General features: G+C 60.9%; 21 protein-coding genes. 9 read left to right on the top strand and 12 right to left on the bottom strand.

Annotation, left to right across the window (positions count from 1 at the left end; translation table 11 throughout):
* Positions 1-104: 104 nt before the first annotated feature.
* Positions 105-1862 (top strand): hypothetical protein, encoded by a 1758-nt coding sequence (locus CD04_RS0102060; RefSeq protein WP_038167422.1) that lies wholly within the window; start codon positions 105-107, stop codon positions 1860-1862.
* Between the two features lie 54 nt (positions 1863-1916).
* Entirely contained in the window at positions 1917-3287 is a 1371-nt protein-coding gene (locus CD04_RS0102055; RefSeq protein WP_031404154.1) for an MATE family efflux transporter, read from the top strand.
* A gap of 28 nt (positions 3288-3315) precedes the next feature.
* Here the strand turns inward: CD04_RS0102055 and CD04_RS0102050 are convergent, their stop codons facing one another.
* Genes CD04_RS0102050 through dapC form a run of 6 tightly spaced genes read right to left on the bottom strand, consistent with a single transcriptional unit; the run spans position 3316 to position 10564 of the window.
* A complete protein-coding gene (locus CD04_RS0102050) occupies positions 3316-5259 on the bottom strand; it encodes an ABC-F family ATP-binding cassette domain-containing protein (RefSeq protein WP_031404153.1) in 1944 nt (647 codons plus the stop codon).
* Positions 5256-6170 carry a 50S ribosomal protein L3 N(5)-glutamine methyltransferase gene (gene prmB / locus CD04_RS0102045; protein ID WP_038167419.1) on the bottom strand — a complete coding sequence of 305 codons (915 nt, stop codon included), beginning with the start codon at positions 6168-6170 and terminating at the stop codon, positions 5256-5258. The genes CD04_RS0102050 and prmB overlap by 4 nt, the downstream gene beginning before the upstream one ends.
* A 6-nt stretch (positions 6171-6176) precedes the next feature.
* On the bottom strand, positions 6177-7331 hold the full coding sequence (dapE, locus tag CD04_RS0102040; RefSeq protein ID WP_031404151.1) for a succinyl-diaminopimelate desuccinylase: 1155 nt from the start codon (positions 7329-7331) through the stop codon (positions 6177-6179).
* An 11-nt stretch (positions 7332-7342) separates the two neighbouring features.
* Positions 7343-8497 carry a PilT/PilU family type 4a pilus ATPase gene (locus CD04_RS0102035; RefSeq protein ID WP_031404150.1) on the bottom strand — a complete coding sequence of 385 codons (1155 nt, stop codon included), beginning with the start codon at positions 8495-8497 and terminating at the stop codon, positions 7343-7345.
* A 46-nt stretch (positions 8498-8543) separates the two neighbouring features.
* Positions 8544-9365 carry a 2,3,4,5-tetrahydropyridine-2,6-dicarboxylate N-succinyltransferase gene (dapD, locus tag CD04_RS0102030; RefSeq protein WP_031404149.1) on the bottom strand — a complete coding sequence of 274 codons (822 nt, stop codon included), beginning with the start codon at positions 9363-9365 and terminating at the stop codon, positions 8544-8546.
* Between the two features lie 11 nt (positions 9366-9376).
* Positions 9377-10564 (bottom strand): succinyldiaminopimelate transaminase, encoded by a 1188-nt coding sequence (gene dapC / locus CD04_RS0102025; RefSeq protein WP_031404148.1) that lies wholly within the window; start codon positions 10562-10564, stop codon positions 9377-9379.
* Between the two features lie 203 nt (positions 10565-10767).
* Here dapC and CD04_RS0102020 point away from each other — a divergent pair, with 203 nt between their 5' ends.
* The 3 genes from CD04_RS0102020 to CD04_RS21275 are packed head-to-tail and all read left to right on the top strand — an operon-like array spanning position 10768 to position 12093.
* Positions 10768-11361: an RNA polymerase sigma factor gene (locus CD04_RS0102020; RefSeq protein ID WP_031404147.1), complete on the top strand. Its 594-nt coding sequence runs from the start codon at positions 10768-10770 to the stop codon at positions 11359-11361.
* Between the two features lie 11 nt (positions 11362-11372).
* Positions 11373-11810, top strand: coding sequence for a hypothetical protein (locus CD04_RS23500; RefSeq protein ID WP_031404146.1), 438 nt, complete (start codon positions 11373-11375; stop codon positions 11808-11810).
* On the top strand, positions 11794-12093 hold the full coding sequence (locus tag CD04_RS21275; RefSeq protein ID WP_038167417.1) for a DUF3106 domain-containing protein: 300 nt from the start codon (positions 11794-11796) through the stop codon (positions 12091-12093). The genes CD04_RS23500 and CD04_RS21275 overlap by 17 nt, the downstream gene beginning before the upstream one ends.
* 15 nt (positions 12094-12108) lie before the next feature.
* On the opposite strand, the gene CD04_RS0102005 is transcribed toward CD04_RS21275, so the two are convergent.
* Positions 12109-14400 (bottom strand): arginine/lysine/ornithine decarboxylase, encoded by a 2292-nt coding sequence (locus tag CD04_RS0102005; RefSeq protein ID WP_051848857.1) that lies wholly within the window; start codon positions 14398-14400, stop codon positions 12109-12111.
* Between the two features lie 335 nt (positions 14401-14735).
* Positions 14736-14924: a hypothetical protein gene (locus CD04_RS0101995; RefSeq protein WP_156030035.1), complete on the bottom strand. Its 189-nt coding sequence runs from the start codon at positions 14922-14924 to the stop codon at positions 14736-14738.
* 603 nt (positions 14925-15527) lie between these two features.
* Here CD04_RS0101995 and CD04_RS0101990 point away from each other — a divergent pair.
* The 4 genes from CD04_RS0101990 to CD04_RS0101975 all read left to right on the top strand — a co-directional run bounded on the left by CD04_RS0101990 (position 15528) and on the right by CD04_RS0101975 (position 18780).
* Positions 15528-16001 carry an NfeD family protein gene (locus CD04_RS0101990; RefSeq protein WP_369792763.1) on the top strand — a complete coding sequence of 158 codons (474 nt, stop codon included), beginning with the start codon at positions 15528-15530 and terminating at the stop codon, positions 15999-16001.
* Between the two features lie 58 nt (positions 16002-16059).
* The gene (locus CD04_RS0101985) at positions 16060-16965 is read left to right on the top strand and encodes an SPFH domain-containing protein (RefSeq protein ID WP_031404142.1); all 906 of its coding nucleotides are present in this window, start codon (positions 16060-16062) and stop codon (positions 16963-16965) included.
* Positions 16966-17050: 85 nt separating this feature from the next.
* Entirely contained in the window at positions 17051-17875 is an 825-nt protein-coding gene (locus CD04_RS0101980; protein WP_031404141.1) for a ferritin-like domain-containing protein, read from the top strand.
* A gap of 20 nt (positions 17876-17895) precedes the next feature.
* On the top strand, positions 17896-18780 hold the full coding sequence (locus CD04_RS0101975; protein WP_031404140.1) for an EamA family transporter: 885 nt from the start codon (positions 17896-17898) through the stop codon (positions 18778-18780).
* Positions 18781-18903: 123 nt separating this feature from the next.
* Here the strand turns inward: CD04_RS0101975 and CD04_RS0101970 are convergent, their stop codons facing one another.
* The 4 genes from CD04_RS0101970 to CD04_RS0101955 all read right to left on the bottom strand — a co-directional run bounded on the left by CD04_RS0101970 (position 18904) and on the right by CD04_RS0101955 (position 21700).
* On the bottom strand, positions 18904-19404 hold the full coding sequence (locus tag CD04_RS0101970; RefSeq protein ID WP_081857750.1) for a Crp/Fnr family transcriptional regulator: 501 nt from the start codon (positions 19402-19404) through the stop codon (positions 18904-18906).
* A 63-nt stretch (positions 19405-19467) separates the two neighbouring features.
* The gene (locus tag CD04_RS0101965) at positions 19468-20064 is read right to left on the bottom strand and encodes a MarC family protein (RefSeq protein ID WP_031404138.1); all 597 of its coding nucleotides are present in this window, start codon (positions 20062-20064) and stop codon (positions 19468-19470) included.
* Positions 20065-20069: 5 nt separating this feature from the next.
* The gene (xerD, locus tag CD04_RS0101960) at positions 20070-21140 is read right to left on the bottom strand and encodes a site-specific tyrosine recombinase XerD (protein ID WP_081857749.1); all 1071 of its coding nucleotides are present in this window, start codon (positions 21138-21140) and stop codon (positions 20070-20072) included.
* Positions 21140-21700 carry a methylated-DNA--[protein]-cysteine S-methyltransferase gene (locus tag CD04_RS0101955; protein WP_051848856.1) on the bottom strand — a complete coding sequence of 187 codons (561 nt, stop codon included), beginning with the start codon at positions 21698-21700 and terminating at the stop codon, positions 21140-21142. The genes xerD and CD04_RS0101955 overlap by 1 nt, the downstream gene beginning before the upstream one ends.
* Positions 21701-21716 lie beyond the last annotated feature (16 nt).

Here is a 21716-nt window from a genome sequence, read left to right as displayed (position 1 = left end):
TGCAACGGGTCGGCCAGCGACGCGTTGCACCTTCACAAGACGGGCAGCTTGGCTGCCCGTTTTTCTTGACCACGACGCCAATTGCCGCCCCGCAGGCCTGGACCATGAGCACGCCCAACGCCATCCCTGGCCAAGAAAGATTGCCAGCGCGCCCTGTGGTTTCGCCTGAAGCCGTGGCGAGGCTTCCGCGCTGGCCGCTATGGCTTCTTTGCGTTGCGTATGTGCTGCCTGGATTCATCGGCCGTGATCCTTGGAAAGGGGACGGCTTGGCTTTCGGGGTCATGTGGCAGATTGCGCAGGGGCATTCACACTGGCTTACGCCCACGCTATACGGTGGGCGCGTCGGGGGTGGATGGCTGGAATACTGGCTGGGGGCCATCAGCGTGCGAGCCTTTGGCTCTTGGCTTGGCGCCATTGGCGCGAGCCGCGTGCCCTTCGTCGCCATGCTCGGCCTTACCCTGGTTCAAACTTGGTACGCGGCTTACCATTTCACGCTACGCGACACGGCGCAGCCAGTTCAGCCTGCGTTTGCAGCACCCATCTCAGCGCGAAGCTATGCGAGGGCCATGGCGGATGGGGCGTTACTCAGCCTCGTCGCCTGCCTCGGCTTGCTCGGCAGAGGGCATGAAACCATTCCCGAGTTGGTGCAATTGGGTGGCTTCACTTCCTTGCTTCTGGGATTGTCTTTGCTTCCCTCCAAACCGCTCCGGGCTTCCGCAACGACACTCGGCGGACTACTCATCCTTGCAGCCAGCGGAGCTCCATGGCTTGCGCTGTTCGCGGCACTGACTGCGGCGATCCTCGTCGCGCGTCACACAGCGGTCAGCAGGCCGCTGATCCCGGGATTGGCCCTTGCTGCCGGCATCACCGCCGCCCTTGGTGTTTTATTCATACTGCATGGCGAATCCTCGGCACAGTGGCCAAGCTGGGGCGCACTCCAGCATTTTTTCGGCACGATTGCGTGGTTCATGTGGCCAGCTTGGCCATTGGCAGCATGGGCCGTGTGGCGATGGCGCGAATCACTTGGAGAATGGCATGTGCTTGCACCGCTTACGCTACTGGCGTTAGCCACGCTAGCAGCGATGCTTGCAGCAGGCAATGCGGCCACACTTGTGCTAGCCCTGCCCCCGGCTGCCGTCCTAGCCGCTCTGGCATTGCCGGTGATGCGCCGCGGCAGTTTGGCGGCGCTTGACTGGTTCTCGCTAATGTTCTTCACCCTGCTCGCACTGGTCGTGTGGGTGTTGTGGCTCGCTATGCTGACCGGCTTTCCGGCCAAACCTGCCGCCAACATTGCGCGCCTCGCACCGGGGTTCGTCGCGCATTTTTCCTGGTGGCCCACGCTCCTCTCCGTGCTCGCCACGCTGGGCTGGGCGACCGTGGTGTTCTGGCGCGCAGGACGACACCGGCATCCGTTGTGGAAAGGCATGGTCCTGTCGGCTGGCGGGGTCACCTTGGTGTGGGTTCTTGTTGCGCTACTTTGGCTTCCCGTCCTGAATTACGCCAGTACCTACCGCCCGCTGGCGGCGAGCCTCGCTGCGGTGTTGCGTGCACAACAGGGATCGCAGCAACCAGCATCCTGCGTGCAAACCTTGGGGCTCAGCCAGCCGCAACAAGCGTTGGTGGGATATTTCAGCGGCGCGACATTGGTGCCGGGGTTAAGGGGCGCAGGCTGCCGCTTCGCCCTTGTGCTGAGGCCTCTGCGTGCCGTCGCGCCCGGCGACATCCGGCACATGCCCGAGCACATGCATGGCGAGATCCGCGCCATGCGTCAGGCCGAACGAGGCGTTCTGCTTTGGAGTGGACATCGACCAGGGGAGCCGGACGAGAGCATGAGCCTTTACGGCAAATCTGCTGCAAAGTGAAGGCTGGTCCCCGCATGCTTGCCTCTGCGCCTTTCAAGAGGGGTTAAAAGCGCCATGTCGCTACCCGGCAGATTCCCTGGGCAATCGGTCATTTCGCTGCTTCGTCTTGCTGCCGGCGTCCTTATCGGCCAACTCGCCGTCATCGGCTTTGGCGTTGCCGATACGGTCATGCTTGGCCGCTATGCGGACACTGCGAGCCTGGCTACCTTGTCCCTTGGGCAAGCGATTTACATCACAATGTTCGTCGCGCTTTCGGGAGTAACGCAGGCGCTGCTTCCAACCTTCGGCCGCGCACATGGCGCAGCTTCGCCGCAACTCTTAAGCGGTGCGTTCCGACAAGGCATGTGGCTGGCCGTCATGCTTTGCGCGCTGGGTCTTGTGGTGCTGGTTTGGCCCGCGCCCTTGCTGCGGCTTACCGGCAATTGGCATGATCCATCGGTCGATCGCTATCTGCGAATCCTGGCCCTGGGCCTGCCGGCGGCCCTCTTTTTTAGAGTCCACACAGCGCTTAGCCAGGCCATCGCAAAGCCGCTGCTGGTCACGTTGCTGCAAGTCGCCGCACTTCTGCTGAAATTGGCGCTCAACGCCTTGTTCTTGCTCCCTGCAAGCTTTGGTCTGCACCACCTACCAGCGCTCGGTTCCACAGGGTGCGCCATCGCCACAGTTGTCACGCAATGGCTGCTTGTGGGTATCGCCCTCCTGCAGCACCAGCGCAGCCGCACCCTTCGCCCCTACAAAGCGCTTCGCCATTGGGAATGGCCGGATTGGGCGCAGCAACGGGCGCTTTGGCGGCTAGGCGGCCCGATCGGCCTGGGCCTGTTGGTCGAGGTCTCCGCCTTCACATTTATGGCCCTTTTCATCGCCCGGTTGGGCGACACCCAACTGGCAGGACACCAGATCGCCGCCAATTTAGCAACCGTGCTGTACATGCTGCCACTGTCGGTCTCCATTGCAGCCGGATCGCTGGTGGCGCAACAACTAGGCGCTGGCCACGTCAGTGCGGCCCGCCATGCAGCTTGGGGCGGCGTTGGCGCAGCGGCCTTGCTATCAGCAGGGATGGGCGCGATGGTGTGGCTCGAGCGCATGCGGATTATTGCCTGGTACACGCCCGATCCGGGCGTGCAGGCCGTAGCGAGCCATCTGTTCGTGTTCATCGCGTCGTACCAAGTGTTTGACGCCGTGCAGGCCTGCAGCGCGTTCGTGCTTCGCTCGTATCACATCGCCTCCCTGCCCAGCGCCTTGTATGCTCTTTCTCTATGGGGCGTGGGCTTGGGGGGAGGCTATGTACTGGCTTTCAACACCTTGGGCCTTCATGCGCCAGCCTTGCAAGGTGCAGCCGGATTCTGGATGGGCAACTCGGCAGGGCTGGCGCTGGCGGCTGGCAGCTTAGCCTGGCTATTGTGGCGCGTAACGCGGCGACCTTGAACGCACCCTGTGTCGACGCTCCATTTGCTCACACCTGCAGTGTTTCAATCGACTCGGCAAGGTCCAACCAGCGCTGCTCATAGCTGGCGATACGCTCGGCCACCAGTTTGAGCCGTTTGCCCTGCTCAACGCGTTGGGCGGCGGGGGTTGCGCTTTGGGCCAGGCTCATCTCCAGAGCCGCACGCTCGGCTTCGAGGGCGCCCAATTCGCTCTCAAGAGCCGCCTGCTCGGCCTTCAACGGCTTGGCCTGCTGTGCGAGGTTCTGGCGCGATTGCGCAGCGCTACGACGCTGCTCCTTGCGAGTGCTGTTGGCTGACGCGGATCCCGCTGCGGCACCTGCGGCCCCAGCATCGCCGGCCGATTGTGCGCCTTCGCGCATGCGAGTGCGTGCACGCTCCAGCACCCATCGCTGGTAGTCGTCGAGGTCTCCCTCGAAGGTTTTCACCTGGCCGTCGGCCACAAGCCAGTACTCATCGCAGGCCGCACGCAGAAGTGCCCGATCATGCGACACGAGAAGCATGGCCCCGCCAAATTCCTGCAAGGCCAAGGTCAGCGCCTCGCGCGTCGCCAGATCCAGATGGTTAGTCGGCTCGTCGAGGAGGAGCACGTTCGGTCGCTGCCAGACCAGAAGGGCGAGTAGCAAGCGTGCCTTCTCACCGCCCGACATCGACCCCACATGCTGCTCTGCCATATCCCCGCTGAACTGGAAGCGCCCCAACCAATTGCGCCAGTCTTGCGTTGTGGTTTGCGGCTGGGTTTGCTTAGCCAGTCGCGCGAGATGCTGCAATGGCGACTCGTCGGGGCGCAACACATCCATCTCCTGCTGCGCGTAGTAGCCGACTACGACGTCGACCCCCGGCTGCACGCGGCCTGCCAAGGCCGGCAACAGTCCGGCCAAGGTTTTAACCAGGGTGGACTTACCCTGTCCATTAGCCCCAAGCACGCCAATGCGTGCGCCTGCGATGATGTCGCGCTCGACGCCGTGAAGGATCGGCTGGCCCGCTGAATAGCCACAATCTGCGCCGCGCAGCCGAAGCAGTTGCTGCGGCTGACGGACCGGCGGCAGAAAATCGAAGCGCAATGGGTTTGACAGCATCACTGGCGCCAGCCGCTCCATGCGTTCAAGAGCCTTGAGCCGGCTTTGCGCCTGTCGGGCCTTGGTGGCTTTTGCACGGAAACGCTCGACGAAGCTGGTGAGGTGGGCGATGTCCTGCTGCTGACGCGCATACGCCTGCGCCTGTTGCTGCATGGCTTGGGCGCGGCGCTCTTCAAATGCGGTATAGCCCCCCGCGAAACGCTGCAACTTTCCCTGTTCAAGTTGCACGGTGACTCGGGTCGCCGCGTCGAGAAATTCACGGTCGTGCGAGATGATCAGCAACGTGCCCGGGTAGCGTGAAAGCCAGTTTTCAAGCCATACCAACGCATCGAGGTCAAGGTGATTGGTTGGCTCGTCCAGCAACATGCAGTCACTCGGCTGAAACAGCGCCTGTGCGAGCGCCAAGCGCATGCGCCAGCCACCAGAAAAATCGTGCACTGGCCGCCGAAGCTCGTGCGGTGCGAAGCCCAGACCCAGAAGCAATGCCTCGGCGCGAGCATTGGCGGTGTAACCGTCAGCCAACTCCATCGCTTCCGCCGCAGCCGCAAGCAGCATGCCGTCACGCTTTACTTCGGCATCGTGCATCGCCGCGATGGCGCCCTGCAAGACGGTGTCGGCCTGACAAACGAAATCGGTGGCTGCCAATGTTGAATCCGGCGCATCCTGCGCCACAGCCGCTACGCGCCAATGCGCAGGGAACGCAAGGCTGCCGCCGTCTTCATGCAAATGCCCCAGAAGCAGCGCAAATAACGAGGACTTTCCAGCGCCATTGGCGCCAACCAGGCCCACTTTTTCACCCGGTTGTATCGTGAGATCGGCAGCGTCCAGCACGACCTTGGAAGCGCGGCGCAGCGTCACGGATTGCAGCCGGATCATGCAGCCTCCCGCAGCGCGGCAGCGTGCACCAGGAACACTGAGTCATGCCCTGCACTTGTGGGGAGCCAGATTACCGGCAGCCGGGGGAAAGCCGCCTCAAAATGCGCGCGCTCATGCCCGATCTCCACCACGACGAGGCCCAGTGGCGCCAGCACCCGCGGGGCGTCGGCAAGCAAACGCCGCACCAGTTCCATGCCATCACGGCCGCCAGCCAGGGCCAGTGCGGGTTCGTGCTGGTATTCCTGGGGCAGCGCTCGCATGGCCGCCGCATTGACATAGGGCGGATTGCACAACAGAAGGTCAATGCCCTGGCCCGCCGGTGGGGTTGGCATCGCATCCAGCAGATCGGAATGGAGCAACTCGACGCGGTCCGAGAGTCGATGCAGCCTCACGTTTGCCTCGGCCACTTTCAGCGCATCTGCCGAAATATCGGTGCAGAGCACGCGTGCCTGCGGCCAGCGCAGCGCTGCAAGAATCCCCAGACAACCGCTACCGGTGCAGATGTCGGCCACGCGGCGGGGCTCGGCTTCAAGCCACGGCTCAAGCGCTTCTGGCAACAGTTCTGCAATGAAGGAGCGGGGGACGATAACGCGCTCATCCACGACGAATCGCACACCCTGGAGCCAGGCTTCGCCGAGCAGGTAAGCGACGGGCTTGCGAGTGGCAATGCGCTGGCCAACAAGATCATTGAATCGCGCCATTGCGCCCGGTGGAACTGGCCGGCGCGCAAGCGAGCCGAATGCCGCAAAGCTCTCCATGACTGGCCAACCAAGCGCATGAATCAGCATCCACGCAGCTTCATCCTCGGCGCTGGCGGCCCCGTGACCAAAGTGCAAGGCAGCGGCCCGAAGCGAGCGCACAGCGCGGCGCCAAGTCGGGCCAAATTGTGGCGCCGCCGCTTTACGCGTCATGCCGATTCATGCCACCAAGGCCTCAAGGACGCGCCGGTAGATTGCGCTCAATGGGTCGAGAAACCGCAGTTCCACGTGCTCGTCAATCTTGTGGATGCTTGCATTCGGCGGGCCGAACTCCACAACCTGCGGGCAGATTTTGGCAATGAAGCGTCCATCCGAGGTGCCGCCCGTAGTCGACAGCTCTGCATGCTGGCCGGTCTCCGCAAGAATGGCAATCCGCAGTGCTTCTGACAGCGCACCAGGATGAGTCAAAAAAGGCTCGCCACCCAAGGTCCAGTCGAGCGTGTATTGCAAGCCATGTCGGTTGAGCACGGCTTGCATGCGCTCCTTGAGGGAGGCGGGCGTGGACTCGGTGGAAAAACGAAAATTAAACTCGACTGTCAGATCTCCAGGAATCACGTTCGTGGCACCCGTGCCTGCATGGATATTGGAGATCTGCCATGCGGTTTTAGGAAAATGCGCGTTGCCAGCATCCCATTGCGCTGCAGCGAGCTCGGCCAGGGCTGGCGCTGCGAGATGAATTGGGTTTCGCGCCAAATGCGGATAGGCGATATGGCCTTGCACCCCATGCACCACGAGCCGACCCGAGAGGGAGCCACGACGACCGTTCTTGATCACATCACCGAGCAACGTGGTGGACGTTGGCTCGCCAACAATGCACCAGTCCAGCCTCTGGCCGCGCGTCGCCAGCAAGTCACACACGCGCACCGTGCCATCGCGTGCCGGGCCCTCTTCGTCGCTCGTCAGCAAAAAACCAATACTGCCCTGAGGCGCCGGATGACCCGCGAGGAACGCCTCCACAGCCACCACCATCGCCGCCAGCGAGGTCTTCATGTCCGCCGCGCCGCGGCCGTAGAGTTTGCCATCGCGCTCGGTGGGGGTGAAGGGCTCGCTGTGCCAGTTCTCAAGAGGACCCGTCGGTACCACGTCTGTATGGCCCGCAAACGCCAGGACTGGCGCATCTGCCCCGCCCTGCCCCAACCGCAATGCCCAGAGATTGCGCACGCGAAACCCCGGCGGGCCCGCCTCGACGAACTCGCACGTGAACCCCGAGGCCCGGAGGCGCTCGGCGATGATGTCCTGACAGCCGGCGTCGTCTGGCGTCACGGAACGCCGCGCGATCAGGGCCTCGGCGAGGGCGCGCGTGGATGATGACATTGAGGAGTGCCTCAGTGAACGCCGAGGTCGAGCGAGATCTCGCGAAACGATGGCTCGTCCGAATCGAGAATGGCATTGGCTGGCGGCTGGCTCGCTGGCCGGCTGGAGAAGTCATTCTGCAAGCGCCACATCAGATTGGTCGGCGAGTCCGCATAGGCCAGCGCCTCGTCCCGCGTGACCTGACCGTCGACGACCAAACGGGCAAGACATTGCTCGAACGTCTGGGAACCCTCGGCCATCGTCTTTTCCATCGTGTCCTTGATGGCGGACAGGTCACCCTTTGCGATGAGTTCGCGGATGAGCGGTGTATTGAGCAAGACCTCCACGGCCGGCAGTAACCCCCCGGCTGTGGCGCGCAAAAGGCGTTGGGAAACCACGGCGCGCAGCCCTGCCGCCAGATCTGACAAAAGGGCGGGTCGCATGTCCAGCGGGTAAAAACCAAGAATCCGGTTCAGTGCCTGGTAACTGTTATTAGCGTGCAACGTCGCCAGGCATAGGTGGCCCGACAGGGCATAGTTCAACGCCGCCGTCATCGTTTCGGTGTCTCGGATTTCACCGATCATGATGCAGTCTGGCGCCTGACGCAGCGCATTCTTCAGCCCCATTGACAGGCTCTTTGCATCGATGCCGACCTCGCGTTGATTCACGATCGATTTCTTGTTCGTGAACAGGTACTCAATCGGCTCCTCCAGCGTAAGGATGTGACCGGTCATGCGCGCGTTACGGTGGTCGAGCATTGCAGCCAAACTTGTGCTCTTGCCCGAACCGGTGGATCCCACCATGAGAATCAGGCCGTGTTTTTCCATCACCAGGTCAGCCATCACACCCGGCAGATTCAGGTTTTCCAGCGCGGGGATATCACTTGGGATGTAGCGGATCACCATCGCCACGCTGCCACGCTGGATGAACGCGCTCAAACGGAAGCTGCCGATACCAGTGCGCGCAATCCCCATGTTGAGTTCGCCTTCGTCATATAGCTGCTTCACCCGCGCAGCATCGACGATTTCACTCAGCAGCTTTGAGGGATCTTCCGGGGTGAGCACTTGGCGATTGATAGCAACCGCTTGGCCATTGATGCGGATGAGAATGGGCGCATGCGGACTGATGTAGATGTCCGAGGCCTTCTTTTCGGCCATGAGCTTGAACAGGCGTTCCATGGTGGACATGCGTTTTTCCCCTGGTTGGCGAATTCGGCTTGACGCGCTGCGCGACCTAGTCGCGCAGCAATTCGTTGATCGCTGTCTTGGCGCGGGTTTGTGCGTCAACGCGCTTGACGATCACGGCGCAATACAAACTGTATTTGCCGTCACTGCTGGGCAGATTGCCCGAAACCACCACTGAGCCCTCGGGCACGCGCCCGTACATCACCTCGCCAGTCGCCCGGTCGTAGATCTTGGTGGACTTTCCGATGTACACGCCCATGGAGATCACGCAGTTATCTTCCACGATTACACCCTCGACGACTTCCGAGCGCGCTCCGATGAAACAGTTGTCGCCAATAATGGTCGGGTTGGCCTGCACCGGCTCTAGCACGCCGCCAATGCCCACGCCGCCTGACAGGTGCACGTTCTTTCCGATCTGCGCACAGGACCCCACAGTGGCCCAGGTGTCGACCATCGTGCCTTCGTCGACATAGGCGCCAATGTTGACGTAGGACGGCATCAACACCACGCCCGGGGCCAGGTATGACCCATGCCGCGCCACGGCAGGTGGCACCACGCGCACGCCCGTTGCACGCATTTCTTCCTCCCCCAGACGGCTGAATTTGGTGCGCACCTTGTCGAAGAAATGAAGATCGCCGGCCCGCATCATGGCGTTGTCCGTCAGGCGAAAGCTCAGCAATACAGCCTTTTTCAGCCATTGGTTCGTAACCCAAGCCCCGTCCAGCTTCTGTGCCACACGCAGACGCCCGACATTAAGTTCAGCCAGCACGTGCTCGACCGCTTGGCGAAGCTCGGGGGTTGCCGACGTAGTGCTCAAGCTGGCACGATTGTCCCAAGCCTGGTCGATGAGAGTTTGGAGTTGTGTCGTCATGGTTAGGTCGTTCAAAGACTGCGAATGTGGGCTGCGATGCGCTCGGCCGATTCGACGCAGGAATCCACGTCGGCCACAAGCGCCAAGCGAACGCGCCCGGCGCCAGGATTGCGCCCCCCCTGCTCACGCGCGAGCAGGCTGCCAGGCAAAAGGGTGCAATTGTAGTTTTCGAGCAGGCCACGCGCGAAGGTGACATCGTCAATCGGCGTTCCCGCCCATAGATAGAACCCGGCGTCCGGTTGCTGCACGTCCATCACAGGCTGCAAAATCGGTAGGACGCGCGCAAATTTCTCCCGATATAGGCGTCGATTTTCCTCCACGTGCGCCTCGTCGCCCCAAGCCGCACAGCTTGCCGCCTGCACGGCAGGTCCCATCGCGCTGCCATGGTATGTGCGGTACTGCAAAAAGGCTTTGAGAATCCGCGCATCGCCAGCGACGAAACCCGAGCGCAGACCGGGTACATTGGATCGTTTGGATAGCGAAGTGAACATCACCAGGCTCCGAAAATCATTCCGACCCAGTTGCGCGGCTGCCTCCAACCCACCGAGTGGCGGATTTTCACCAAACCATATTTCTGAATAACACTCATCACTCGCGATGACGAATCCATACTCATCCGCCAGCGCGAAGAGCCGCTTCCATTCAGCCAGGGACATCACCGCCCCCGTGGGGTTTCCAGGCGAGCACACATACAGCAACTGCGTTTGGCTCCAGACCTGCTCGGGCACCGCATCCCAGTCCACCGCGAAATTTCGCGCCGCATCAACCGGCGCGAAATGGCAATGTGCCCCCGCCAGCAGCGCTGCCCCTTCATAGATTTGGTAGAAGGGATTCGGACACACGACGGTCGCGCGCGGCCGGCTGCTGTCAACCACCACTTGGCACAGTGCAAACAACGCTTCACGCGAGCCGTTAACGGGGAGCACCTGCGTGCCTGGATCGATGGTTACCCCATAGCGATGGCCCGCCCAGGCCGCGCAGGCCTGGCGCAACTCGGGACCACCTGCGGTCGCCGGGTAACGTGCCAGCCCTTCCAGATGGTCGGCCAGTGCTTGCCGGATAAAGTTCGGAGTCGGATGCTGCGGCTCGCCGATTCCAAGGTTAATCGGCCTATAGGCTGGACTGGGGCGCACGTCGGCCATGAGCGCGCGCAGTCTCTCGAATGGGTAAGGCTGAAGGCGGTTGAGCAGGGGATTCACGGCAAGACGGCAGAGTGGACGTGCATTGTAGAAATTAGCGTGAGTAAGTTCGCGTGCATGGGCCCGATGAGTGTGGACGGGGCCAGAACATGAAAGAACATACCGTTACATCTCATTGCGCAACGCTGTCGCGTAATCAGTCCAGTTAAACGTTGTGGCAACGAATTCGTGCATGATTGGTCCGAGCCGCAGCGCACTATCCTATGTCACATGCCTTCACGATCCCGCTTGACGCCGTGAGTTCCGATCCTGCGCTCGACAGGTTCTGCGTAGAGGTACGTCCGCGCGCCATGCGCTTGGCTTTGTTAGAAACAGCTGGCAATACTCATCTCGCAGCGGATTTTGTGCAAGACAGTCTGGCGAAGCTGATCAGCAATTACCGCAATAAGCCCGCCGACGAATGGCCGCCTCTTTTTTATAGCATCCTGCGCAACCGTATTACCGATTGGCACCGGCGCAAGAAAATCGAGAAGGTCTTCGACTTTTTTTTCGCCAGTGACGAGGATGAAGATCTGCCTGCTCCCTGGGAGAGTTTGGCTGACCCGGCGCCCGGCCCCGACCATGCCTTGAGCAACCAGCAACTCGCCGGGCGCATTGCTGATGCGCTGACAAGCTTGAGCGTGCGCCAGCGCGAAGCGTTCCTGCTGCGCGAAATGGAAGGGCTTTCGATCGCGGATACGGCCCGCGTCATGCATGTAAGCGAGGGCAGCGTCAAAACACACCATCTGCGCGCGCTCACCAGGCTGCGCCAACTGCTGCAGAGCGATAATCCGTTTCTCGGGGGTATTCAATCGTGAAAGGTGACGCCATGAACACCGACACATCCATCACTACGGTCGAGCTCGACCGGTGGCGTGCTGGCTTGCTTGACGCGCAGCAAGCGCATGCCGTAAAGCTGGCCATGCAATCCGATGCTCACCTCGCTGCGCAAGCACAATTCGGCACTCAGGTTGTCGCTGGATTGGCGGCCTTACCCCAACTGGCCGCACGCCGGCGCCCAGCCCAGCGCAAGCTGCGCTGGCCCAGGGTTATGGCAGCGGGATTTGTCTCTGTCACCGTTGCCATTTTCACCATCAGCGCGCTTCCCCTGCTGTCCAGCCGCGCCGGAATGCCTGCCCCACCCGCACAGTTAAATGCGCAGGTGAACCCACAACTGGCGGATGCTGTGCAGAATATGGATTTCTATGAGTGGCTGGCCGCTCATCCCCAAGCTCTGCAGGACGTGCGCCATGGCAATCCGGCCTGAGTCTGCGCTTGGTGACCGGCGCAACATCGGCAGTCGCACCGGACTGTCCGCGCTGCGTCGAACGCTGCTGGCCATCATGCTGGCTGAGCTTGTGACTGCCCTGCCCGCGGTAGCCAACCCGAACCCCGGTGGAGGGCCACAGTGGAACCAACGCATGCAGCAATGGGAACGCATGCCGCCTGATCGGCGCCAGCGCATCCTGCGCGAACAACAGCGCTACCAAAGCTTGTCGCCACAAGAGCAAAAACGCCTGAGGGAGCAATACCGCGAACGGCAGCGCTGACTGCCCCACTCCTGGCTAGATTAAGCCGCTCGCCTTGTTCGCCCCTGCGCTCGCGCCGCGTACGCAATCGACGCAATAGCGCTTGCCGTTCGGCCCGTCATCCTCCACCAAACCGTGAATGTCGGTTGCAAAACCGGGAAACTGCCGATTGAACTCCCGCGCAAACTGCAGGTACTGAACGATCTTGCGATTGAATCGTTCCCCCGGGATCAGCAGCGGTATGCCTGGTGGATACGGTGTGAGTAGCGCTGTCGTGATCCGCCCTTCCAACTCGTCGATGCCGACACGTTCAATGTCACGGTGAGCCATACGCGCGTAGGCCTCTGTGGGGGTCATGGCCGGTTGCAGATCGGAAAGGTACATTTCAGTCGTCAGCTTCGCCACGTCAGCAGCCTCGTAAGCGGTGTGGATGCGCTGGCAAAGGTCACGCAGCCCGACGCGTTCATATATGGGATATTTGGCGATGAACTCGGGCAGGATGCGCCACAGCGGTTGATTGCGGTCGTAGTCGTCTTTGAACTGCTGCAGTGCGGTTACCAAGGTGTTCCAACGGCCCTTCGTAATGCCGATGGTGAACATGATGAAAAAGCTGTACAGGCTCGTTTTTTCAACGATGACACCGTGTTCAGCCAGATATTTCGTAACGATGGCCGCTGGAATGCCCGTCTCACTGAAGCGCCCATGCATGTCAAGGCCCGGTGTGATTACCGTGGCCTTGATCGGATCGAGCATGTTGAATCCTGGCGCCAATTCGCCAAATCCGTGCCAGTTGGCCTGCGGACCAAGCAGCCAATCCTCGCGCGCGCCAATGTCCTCTGGCGCCAATTCGTCCGGCCCCCAAACTTGAAACCACCAGTCGTGGCCGAACTCTTCGTCGACCTTACGCATGGCGCGCCGGAAATTCAGGGCCTCCAGAATGCTTTCCTCCACCAATGCGGTACCGCCAGGTGGCTCCATCATGGCGGCCGCCACGTCACAGGATGCGATGATTGCATACTGCGGTGACGTGGAGCTGTGCATCAGATAGGCCTCGTTAAATCGCGGTCGGTCCAAGCTGCGCGTTTCGGAATCTTGCACCAGAATCTGCGAGGCCTGGCTCAAGCCGGCCAAGAGTTTGTGCGTCGACTGGGTGGAAAAAACCATGGATTCCCGCGTCCGCGGGCGCCCTTGACCTATGGCATGCATGCCCCCGTAAAAAGGGTGAAAGGTCGCATGCGGCAGCCACGCTTCGTCGAAATGAAGGGTGTCGATATAACCGTCGAGCATGTGCTTAATGGTGTCCACGTTGTAAAGCACGCCGTCGTACGTGGATTGGGTAATGGTCAGCACACGGGGCTTGACCTTCCCCGCCAGATGCGCGGTGAGCGGATTGGCGGCAATCTTGCGTTCAATGTTTTCGGGTTTGAATTCGTCGCGCGGGATGGGCCCAATAATGCCGTAGTGGTTTCGCGTAGGCGTGAGAAAAACCGGCAGTGCCCCGGTCATGATGATTGCGTGCAGCACGCTCTTATGGCAATTGCGATCCACCACGACAACGTCGCCGGGCGCCACGGTGGAATGCCACACCATCTTGTTCGAGGTGGAGGTTCCGTTCGTGACAAAGAACAGATGGTCTGCATAAAAAATGCGTGCCGCATTGCGCTCGCTTGCAGCCACGGGGCCTGTGTGGTCGAGCAACTGTCCCAACTCATCCACTGCGTTGCACACGTCTGCGCGAAGCAGGTTTTCGCCGAAGAACTGGTGGAACATCTGCCCAACTGGGCTCTTGAGGAAGGCCACGCCGCCTGAATGGCCGGGGCAATGCCAGGAGTAGGAGCCGTCCGCCGCATAGCCCACAAGAGCCCGAAAAAACGGTGGTGCAAGCGAGTCTAGATAGGTACGCGCCTCGCGGATGATGTGGCGTGCGACAAATTCCGGTGTGTCCTCAAACATGTGGATGAATCCGTGCAACTCGCGCAGGATATCGTTCGGAATATGGCGCGATGTACGGGTCTCACCATAGAGATAAATCGGAATCTGGGCATTGCGAAAGCGAATTTCCTCAATGAATTTGCGCAGGGTCTGCACCACTTGCGCTTCGGCCCCCGCCTCGGCCGCAGCGAACTCCTCATCGTCGATGGACAGGATAAAGGCGCTCGCGCGTGATTGCTGTTGGGCGAAGCTGGAGAGATCGCCGAAACTTGTCACACCCAGAACCTCGATGCCCTCGGCCTCAATGGCCTGCGCCAAGGCGCGGATGCCCAAGCCAGAGTTGTTTTCGGAGCGAAAATCCTCGTCGATAATGACGATCGGAAAACGAAAGCGCATGATGAGCTCCGGTAAGGGACCCGCTCAGAAGTTGAGCGAAACGGGAAGTGTAGAAAATCCTGGGGGCACAATGAGATTGTTGTGCCCTTGGCCCACCCCGAAACGCGACGAAGAACACAAATCCGCCTTCGCCGCCGGCCGGTCGTTCCCTAGCCGTCCTGAAATGGGTCGATCGCGCGCCACTCGGGCTGCGCCCTATCGAGGCTCCAATGCTCACGAGTCAGCTGCCACATCAACCACGTGTGCGTTGTGAGCAAAACCGCGACCAAGGCATCAAGCACTGTATTGCCCATTGCTGTTCTCTGCTGCGTTCGTCGAACGAAGGCTTGGTGGCGTCAGGGAAGCTCGATCAATGGGTCAATGTCTTCATCATCATCGGCCTCGCGCGCTTCCTGCGACAGAGTCAAGCAGAGCATGCCCAAATAATGCATCAGATCGGGATCCACCGGTTCGCCGTCCAAGATGCCGCTCAGGATTTCAATGCCCTTTTCCAGATCACCGCGGGTTTCTTCGTCAAGTTGCATGACAGGCTCCCAGCTGTTCGCATGCGTAATCACCACAATCACAACGATTCATAGCGTACGCTTCGAAACGTACCGGTGTGTTTGTTTCAGCGCAAACAACTGCCATATTTGCGTGAAGCGCCAAGGCGCAACTCTGGATGCAGCCCGTTAACCATCGCGATTCAGTGTGCCTTTCCTGGAGGCCAACACGGAGCGCAACGTGCGCAATGCGGCATGTACACGCCGCAAAGCCGGTAGCCTTTGCTAGTCGTGATCACGGGCGTTTTGGTCCGTGCCTTCCGCACATGGCGTCAACACCCTCAGATCTCGACCGCTCGCCCTACCTCGTTGCCCCAGATGCGCGGCTGCCCGCAACGCCATCTGGGCTCGCGCAGACGGCGTCACTAGAGGACAATATGCGCCGAGTCGCGTGGCCGTGCGGGCGCTCACCCTCTGCATTCGAGCGGACATGCAACCGCGAGCCCCAGCGCATCTGGTCCAAGGCTACCCATGCACGGCGAAGCCGCCTGCCTTAAGGATGCGCTGCGCCGATCCGCAATCACCATGCTTGCGACGTTCACGCGCCCCGTGTCTATGATGAATGTCTCGTTTAAGGAAAAAGCCATGATGAGCACCCCAATGCAATGGTGGATCGCCGCTGCTCTGCTGGTGGCACTGGAACTCACCAGCGGCACCTTCTATCTGCTGATGCTGGCGGTGGGAGCCGTGGCCGGGGCAATGGCCGCGCATCTGGGCTTGAACGTGCCGCTGCAGTGGGTGAGCTCAGCCTTGGTTGGCACCGGTTCGGTCTACGCGCTGCACTCGCTGCGAAAAAAACGAGTCAGACCCGCGCCAGGGGCTAATCGCGACATCAATTTGGACATCGGCTCGGTGGTCGAAGTCGATGCCTGGGACAACCGTGGCGAAGCTCGCATCCGCTACCGCGGAAGCGACTGGCAGGCGCGCTTCGGAGGAAAGGGTCCGCTGCAGCCGGGCCAATTCCGCATTAAGGCGCTGGACGGCAACACGCTGGTGCTTGAGCCGCTTGCCGGCGACGCCGCCCACGCGCGTGCACAATCAGGGGCTCACCCATCCTGACGGGCTACCCTCATTAGGCACGGTCACCCCAACAACCCGCCCATTCTGGAGATTCGCAGTGGAACTTGCACTCGTCCTGGTCATCATCGGCATCATCATCGTCTCTCGAGGCGTGAAGGTCGTGCCGCAGCAGCATGCGTGGGTGGTTGAGCGCCTGGGTAAATACGACCGCACGCTCGCGCCAGGCTTGAGCTTCATTGTCCCCTTCGTTGACCGCGTGGCATACAAACACATGCAAAAGGAAGTGCCACTGGACATCGCCAGCCAGGTGTGCATCACGCGCGACAACACTCAACTCACGGTCGACGGCATTCTCTATTTCCAAGTGACGGACCCGATGCGCGCAAGCTATGGATCCTCAAACTACGTGGTTGCCATATCGCAGTTGGCACAAACCACCTTGCGCAGCGTCATCGGCAAGCTTGAGCTCGACAAGACGTTTGAGGAGCGCGACTTCATCAACCACAGCGTCGTGTCGGCACTGGACGAGGCAGCAGCCAACTGGGGCGTGAAGGTGCTGCGTTATGAGATCAAGGACCTCACGCCACCGGCGGAAATTCTGCACGCAATGCAACGCCAGATCACGGCAGAGCGCGAAAAGCGTGCGGTCATTGCCACGTCTGAGGGCGCGCGCCAGCAACAGATCAACCAGGCTGAGGGGGAACGACAGGCCTTCATCGCCCGCTCTGAAGGCGAGCGCCAGGCAGCGATCAACCGAGCCCAAGGCGAAGCGGCCGCTATTGAGGCCGTGGCCAACGCCACAGCGCGTGCGCTGGAAGTTGTTGCATCGGCGATCGGAAAACCTGGCGGCGTCGATGCTGTGCAGCTCAAAGTCGCACAGCAGGCATTGGACGCATACGCCAACTTGGCCAAAGCAAGCACAACTCTCGTCGTACCCGGCGACATGAGCCAGGCGGCCGGGCTGATCGCCTCGGCGATGGCTGTGCTGAAGAAGACCCAGTGAGCTTGCAGCCTTGAATCGCGGCCATTGCGCACCAACCGATGAAGCATCTGCTGCCGGAAGCAGCGAACGCGCTGCCCGCTCGTGCATAAGCTGCGCGCGCGAGGCAGCGCTGCAGGCTTTGCTTTGTGGCGATCCTGCAGCCAAGACAAGCTTGACCTTAGCACTGCGTGATGATTTGAGACGTGGTGCGGTAAGCATTGCCTCCGAACGCATCGTCAAAGCGCCGTCAGCAACGCTGCCAGGGCGCCCCGCTCGCCCTGTACTGCTGCCACCTCAGCAGGTGCCCAGGCGCCGACTCGGCAGTCTGGAGGGACGTGCCGCGCTGGTGCATGCTCTCGCTCATATCGAGTTCAATGCCATCAATCTGGCATTAGACATCGTCTGGCGCTTCCCCAACCTTCCCGAGTCGTTTTACCGTGATTGGCTCAATGTAGCGGCCGAGGAAGCGCTTCATTTCACTTTTCTCCTTGAGCATCTGCGGACGCTGGGATACGACTACGGCGACTTTCCCGCGCACAACGGGCTGTGGAACATGGCCGAAAAAACTGCGGACGATCTGCTTGCCCGCTTGGCCTTGGTGCCACGCACGCTGGAGGCACGCGGATTGGACGTCAACCCCGGCATACGCGCCAAGCTGGCAGCTGCAGGCGATACGTCGGCAGCCGCCATTCTCGATCGCATCCTGGCGGACGAGATTGGCCACGTGCAGATTGGCAATTCCTGGTACCGCTGGGCCTGCACGCAAGCTGGCCTGGACCCCATTGCCGCCTATGCCGAGCTGACCGTCCGCCACCAGGCGCCACGGTTGAAAGCACCGTTCAACCACACAGCCCGGCTGCAAGCAGGATTCACGCAGTCCGAGATCGATTGGCTAGAGCAGCTCTCGGCAACTGTGCCGCCAACACCTTGAGGCTTGACGAAGCTTTTCGCATGCGAGCCAGGGATCTCGTCCTGGCCCTGATCGTGGTGTCGATCTGGGGCTTCAACTTTGTCGTGATCAAGATTGGCCTGCGCGATCTGCCACCACTGCTCTTCACCAGCTTGCGGTTTTTCTTCGCCGCGGTCCCTCTCGTATTCTTTGTGCGCAGGCCGGAGATTCCTTTACACCTTCTGACAGGCTGGGGGTTGGCGCAATTTGCTTTGCAGTTTTCCTTGCTCTTCGTCGGCATGAAGCTCGGCATGCCGGCTGGCTTGTCGTCACTGGTGATCCAGCTTCAAGCCTTTTTCACCATCGCCCTGGCATGGTGGATATTGCATGAGCATGCGCGTGCGACCCAATTGATCGGGGCTGGCATTGCACTGAGCGGAATGGGCATTGTGGCTTGGCATCTTGATACGCGATCCACGCTGGTCGGATTGCTGCTCGTCATGGGCGCCGGCTTGTCCTGGGCGGTGGCAAACATTCTTTCTAAACGCATGGGCCGGGTGCAGCCCTTGGCCTTAGCCGTATGGGGCAGCCTCATCGCCGTGCCACCCCTACTCATGGCCTCGGCCCTGATCGAAGGCCCGCGCGTGATATGGCACGCCCTTCACGCGTTGACCCTCGAATCCTCGCTCGCGGTACTCTTCCAGTCCTACCCCAACACGCTGCTCGGTTTCGGCGTATGGTCAATGCTGATGCGCCGCTACCCGGCGGCACAGGTTGCACCTTTCAGCCTCCTCGTGCCAGTTGCCGGCATGCTGTCGGCCAGCATCGTTCTGCACGAATCCCTACAGACGTGGAAGATCGCGGCTGGAGCCTTGGTTCTGAGCGGACTGGCCGTGAACCAATTCGCTGGCCGGCTGCGGGTTTTGCTCCGTCGCGCATTCGGCTAGACATCTGATTAACTTGATGCAAGCAGGCACGGCCGAAGCGTCCGCCGTGCAACCGCGTCTTTGCCGGATGGCAAGGCAATTGCTCTCAATAAAGGCGTAAAAGTGGGTTCCAAGGCTGCCCACTCACCGCCCGGTGCGGTGGATGTAGCGATTGAGTTGTGCCATATCGGTGGAGGTGCGGCGATAGAGATGATCCAGGCTGATGATGGCCACCTCAAGCAATAGCACGGCCAAGATGGGACGTTCCAGACGCAGGCGCTCGTACATGCCGCGCTTGATGCGCAGCAGGCGGGTGTCCGCACCGGCGCGCAGGCGAACCTCACGTGGCTGGCGATCAAAAAAGCTCATTTCCCCCAGCATCTCGCCTGGCTGGATCTTGCCAATTTCCATCTCGCTCTCAGGAAGTTGCGCCATCAGGCACGCTTGCCCTTCCAGCACGAAGAACAAAGATTCACCAACATCGCCGATATCTGCGATGATCTCCCCTCTCTTCGGGGCCATCAGATCACAATAATCGAGAAAATCATGGATCTCCCGCTGAGTAAGGATGCTCGTATCCCCCAAGGTTCCCAGAAAATGGGCCAAGTGCTCGCGGTCTTGCTGCGTGATTGGTAGGTTTTCCATGGTTGGTCGCTATCTCATCAATGGTGAGGAATCCACGAGGAATGCTAGCCACAAAGTCCCGTCTCAGGCGAGAAAATAGGTCCGCAAGCCCCCTAGTAACATGTTTACCGCGATCGCCGTGAGAATCAACCCCATGAGTTTTTCCCCGGCTCGCATGACCGAATCGCCCACCCATTTCAGCAGGGTCTCCGCCATCAGAAACAGGCTGCTTGTAACGACGATGGCTCCTGTAAGAGCCGCCACCCACGTCCACAATTGCCCGGGCTGACGCGATGTCAGAAGCAGCACGGCAGCGAGCGCCGAGGGCCCGGCAAGTAGCGGGATGGCCAAAGGGAAGATCATGGGTTCGCGGCCATCGCCCCCACCGAAGATTTCCGATGTGGTGGAGAAAATCATCTTAATGGCAACCAGAAGCAGAATCACCCCGCCAGCGACCTCGAGCGAAGGCTGACTCAGACCGATGAGGCCGAGAAAACCCTTCCCTCCCCACATGAACATAAGAAGTACGACGTAGGCGATCCCGATTTCGCGAAGCGCAACAGGGATCCTCCGGGATTCGGGCAACTGTCGCATGATGGCGATGAAAAACGGCAGATTCCCAAAAGGATCGAGGATCAGTAGCAGAAGGACGAAGGCAGACCAGAAATCATTGTTTAACACGAGCTTTAGCCCCGGGGATGGTGGTGGGCGTGCAACTGCTTGAGCCGTTCACGCGCGATATGCGTGTAAATCTGCGTCGTGGAAATATCGGCGTGCCCCAAGAGGAGCTGCACCACGCGCAGATCGGCACCGTGATTGAGAAGATGCGTGGCAAAGGCATGGCGAAGGGTATGTGGCGATAGTGGTGTATCGATGCCTGCGTGCAGCGCGTGGCGCTTGAGCAAAGTCCACACCAACTGCCGCGTCATCCCGCCTGTAGCACGCCTGCCGGCGTGCGCGCTGCGCCTTGTAACAAATAAATAGGCACTTTCACCGGCATCAAGCAAGGCTGGCCGTGCAATTGCCAAATAGCGCCTTAACCAGTCCCCTGCCTGCTCGCCGAAGGGCACCAATCGATCCTTGCCCCCTTTGCCAGCCACCACGCGCACCACCGCGTCCGACAAGCTAAGGTGCACGATTTTGAGCGCGACCAACTCGCTCACACGCAGGCCACTGGCGTACAGGATTTCAAGCATGGCGCGGTCCCGCAGACCTAAGGGCGTGGTCGCATCGGGCGCCTGCAGTAGTGCTTCCACCTGTTGTTCGCTCAACGTCTTGGGCCTGCGCGGCTGCTGTCGTGCCCGTTCCAGCTTCAGCGTGGGGTCGTCCCCCCGCAGCCGCTCACGCAAAGTCCAGCGAAAGAATTGCCGCATGCTGGCCAAACGCCGGTTGGATGCGGTGGCCTTGCTACCGGCAAAGCGGGCAGCCAGATAGGCCATCAAATCCGCTTCGCTCGCTGCGAGCAGCCCTTGCCGGCCTGATTGTGCCAACCAACGGGCAAACAGCACCAAGTCGCTACGGTAGGCACTCAGCGTGTTCGTTGCCAAGCCCTGCTCGAGCCATAGCCCGTCGCAAAAGCGCTGGATCACGTCCGCACACGCCGACGGCGCAGCAGGCCAGTCGGCGTGTGCAGCCGCGCGGCCGCGCCGAGGCACACGCACTTCGGGCGCATTGCCGGCGGCAATCTCACGTGCCGACACCGCACCGGCCGCGTGCGGCGGCCTGGAAAGCGGATCATCTCGAAGCGGCCCGCCCATCAAGCACCGCCGTCCCACCGGCTCGCCTTAGCGAAGGTCGGAACCGCTCCCTCATGTTGCAGCAACCACCGTTTAATGCGCAACAGCTCTCCGCCGGGATCGAGCGAATGAGCGAAGCCGCCAAGCCCCGTTGCGGCCACGACACGGTGGCAGGGAATTACCGGCGCATGGGGGTTTGCGGCGCAAGCTTGACCTACAGCACGCGCGGCGCTGCCCAGTTTGCGTGCCGCCTCGCCGTAGGTTCGCGTTGAGCCACAAGGCGTCTCGACCAGCAATGTCCAGACACGGCGCTGAAAAGCGGTTCCCGCCGCTGCAAGCGGTAAATCGAAGCGGTGGCGTGGGTTGCCACAATAAGCGAATAGTTGCGCCAGCACTTCACGGGCCAAGGGGCTAGCCGGAGGGACAGGCGGTGTGGCATCCGGTAGATACTCCAGCACCTGCACCTCGGCTGGCGCGCAGCGCAGCCCCAATTTGCCAAAGGGCAGTTCAAGAACGGCATCCCAAAGCGGCTGGGCGGCGCCGTTCGCACGCGCTCGGGATGAAACTGCAGGTATGGACATTGGGTAATCCTAATCC

This window comes from Thiomonas sp. FB-Cd (genome assembly GCF_000733775.1).
Lineage (GTDB): Bacteria > Pseudomonadota > Gammaproteobacteria > Burkholderiales > Burkholderiaceae_C > Thiomonas_A.
The sequence above is the reverse complement of the archived record's forward strand: the minus strand, read 5'-3'. Positions and strand labels throughout refer to the sequence as shown.

Bases quoted from the DNA above. Each gene is read 5' to 3' on its own strand.
- CD04_RS0102060 (WP_038167422.1), top strand. From the start codon at position 105: ATGAGCACGCCCAACGCCATCCCTGGCCAAGAAAGATTGCCAGCGCGC.
- CD04_RS0102055 (WP_031404154.1), top strand. From the start codon at position 1,917: ATGTCGCTACCCGGCAGATTCCCTGGGCAATCGGTCATTTCGCTGCTT.
- CD04_RS0102050 (WP_031404153.1), bottom strand. From the start codon at position 5,259: ATGATCCGGCTGCAATCCGTGACGCTGCGCCGCGCTTCCAAGGTCGTG.
- prmB (WP_038167419.1), bottom strand. From the start codon at position 6,170: ATGACGCGTAAAGCGGCGGCGCCACAATTTGGCCCGACTTGGCGCCGC.
- dapE (WP_031404151.1), bottom strand. From the start codon at position 7,331: ATGTCATCATCCACGCGCGCCCTCGCCGAGGCCCTGATCGCGCGGCGT.
- CD04_RS0102035 (WP_031404150.1), bottom strand. From the start codon at position 8,497: ATGTCCACCATGGAACGCCTGTTCAAGCTCATGGCCGAAAAGAAGGCC.
- dapD (WP_031404149.1), bottom strand. From the start codon at position 9,365: ATGACGACACAACTCCAAACTCTCATCGACCAGGCTTGGGACAATCGT.
- CD04_RS0102020 (WP_031404147.1), top strand. From the start codon at position 10,768: ATGTCACATGCCTTCACGATCCCGCTTGACGCCGTGAGTTCCGATCCT.
- CD04_RS23500 (WP_031404146.1), top strand. From the start codon at position 11,373: ATGAACACCGACACATCCATCACTACGGTCGAGCTCGACCGGTGGCGT.
- CD04_RS21275 (WP_038167417.1), top strand. From the start codon at position 11,794: ATGGCAATCCGGCCTGAGTCTGCGCTTGGTGACCGGCGCAACATCGGC.
- CD04_RS0102005 (WP_051848857.1), bottom strand. From the start codon at position 14,400: ATGCGCTTTCGTTTTCCGATCGTCATTATCGACGAGGATTTTCGCTCC.
- CD04_RS0101995 (WP_156030035.1), bottom strand. From the start codon at position 14,924: ATGCAACTTGACGAAGAAACCCGCGGTGATCTGGAAAAGGGCATTGAA.
- CD04_RS0101990 (WP_369792763.1), top strand. From the start codon at position 15,528: ATGATGAGCACCCCAATGCAATGGTGGATCGCCGCTGCTCTGCTGGTG.
- CD04_RS0101975 (WP_031404140.1), top strand. From the start codon at position 17,896: ATGCGAGCCAGGGATCTCGTCCTGGCCCTGATCGTGGTGTCGATCTGG.
- CD04_RS0101970 (WP_081857750.1), bottom strand. From the start codon at position 19,404: ATGGAAAACCTACCAATCACGCAGCAAGACCGCGAGCACTTGGCCCAT.
- xerD (WP_081857749.1), bottom strand. From the start codon at position 21,140: ATGGGCGGGCCGCTTCGAGATGATCCGCTTTCCAGGCCGCCGCACGCG.
- CD04_RS0101955 (WP_051848856.1), bottom strand. From the start codon at position 21,700: ATGTCCATACCTGCAGTTTCATCCCGAGCGCGTGCGAACGGCGCCGCC.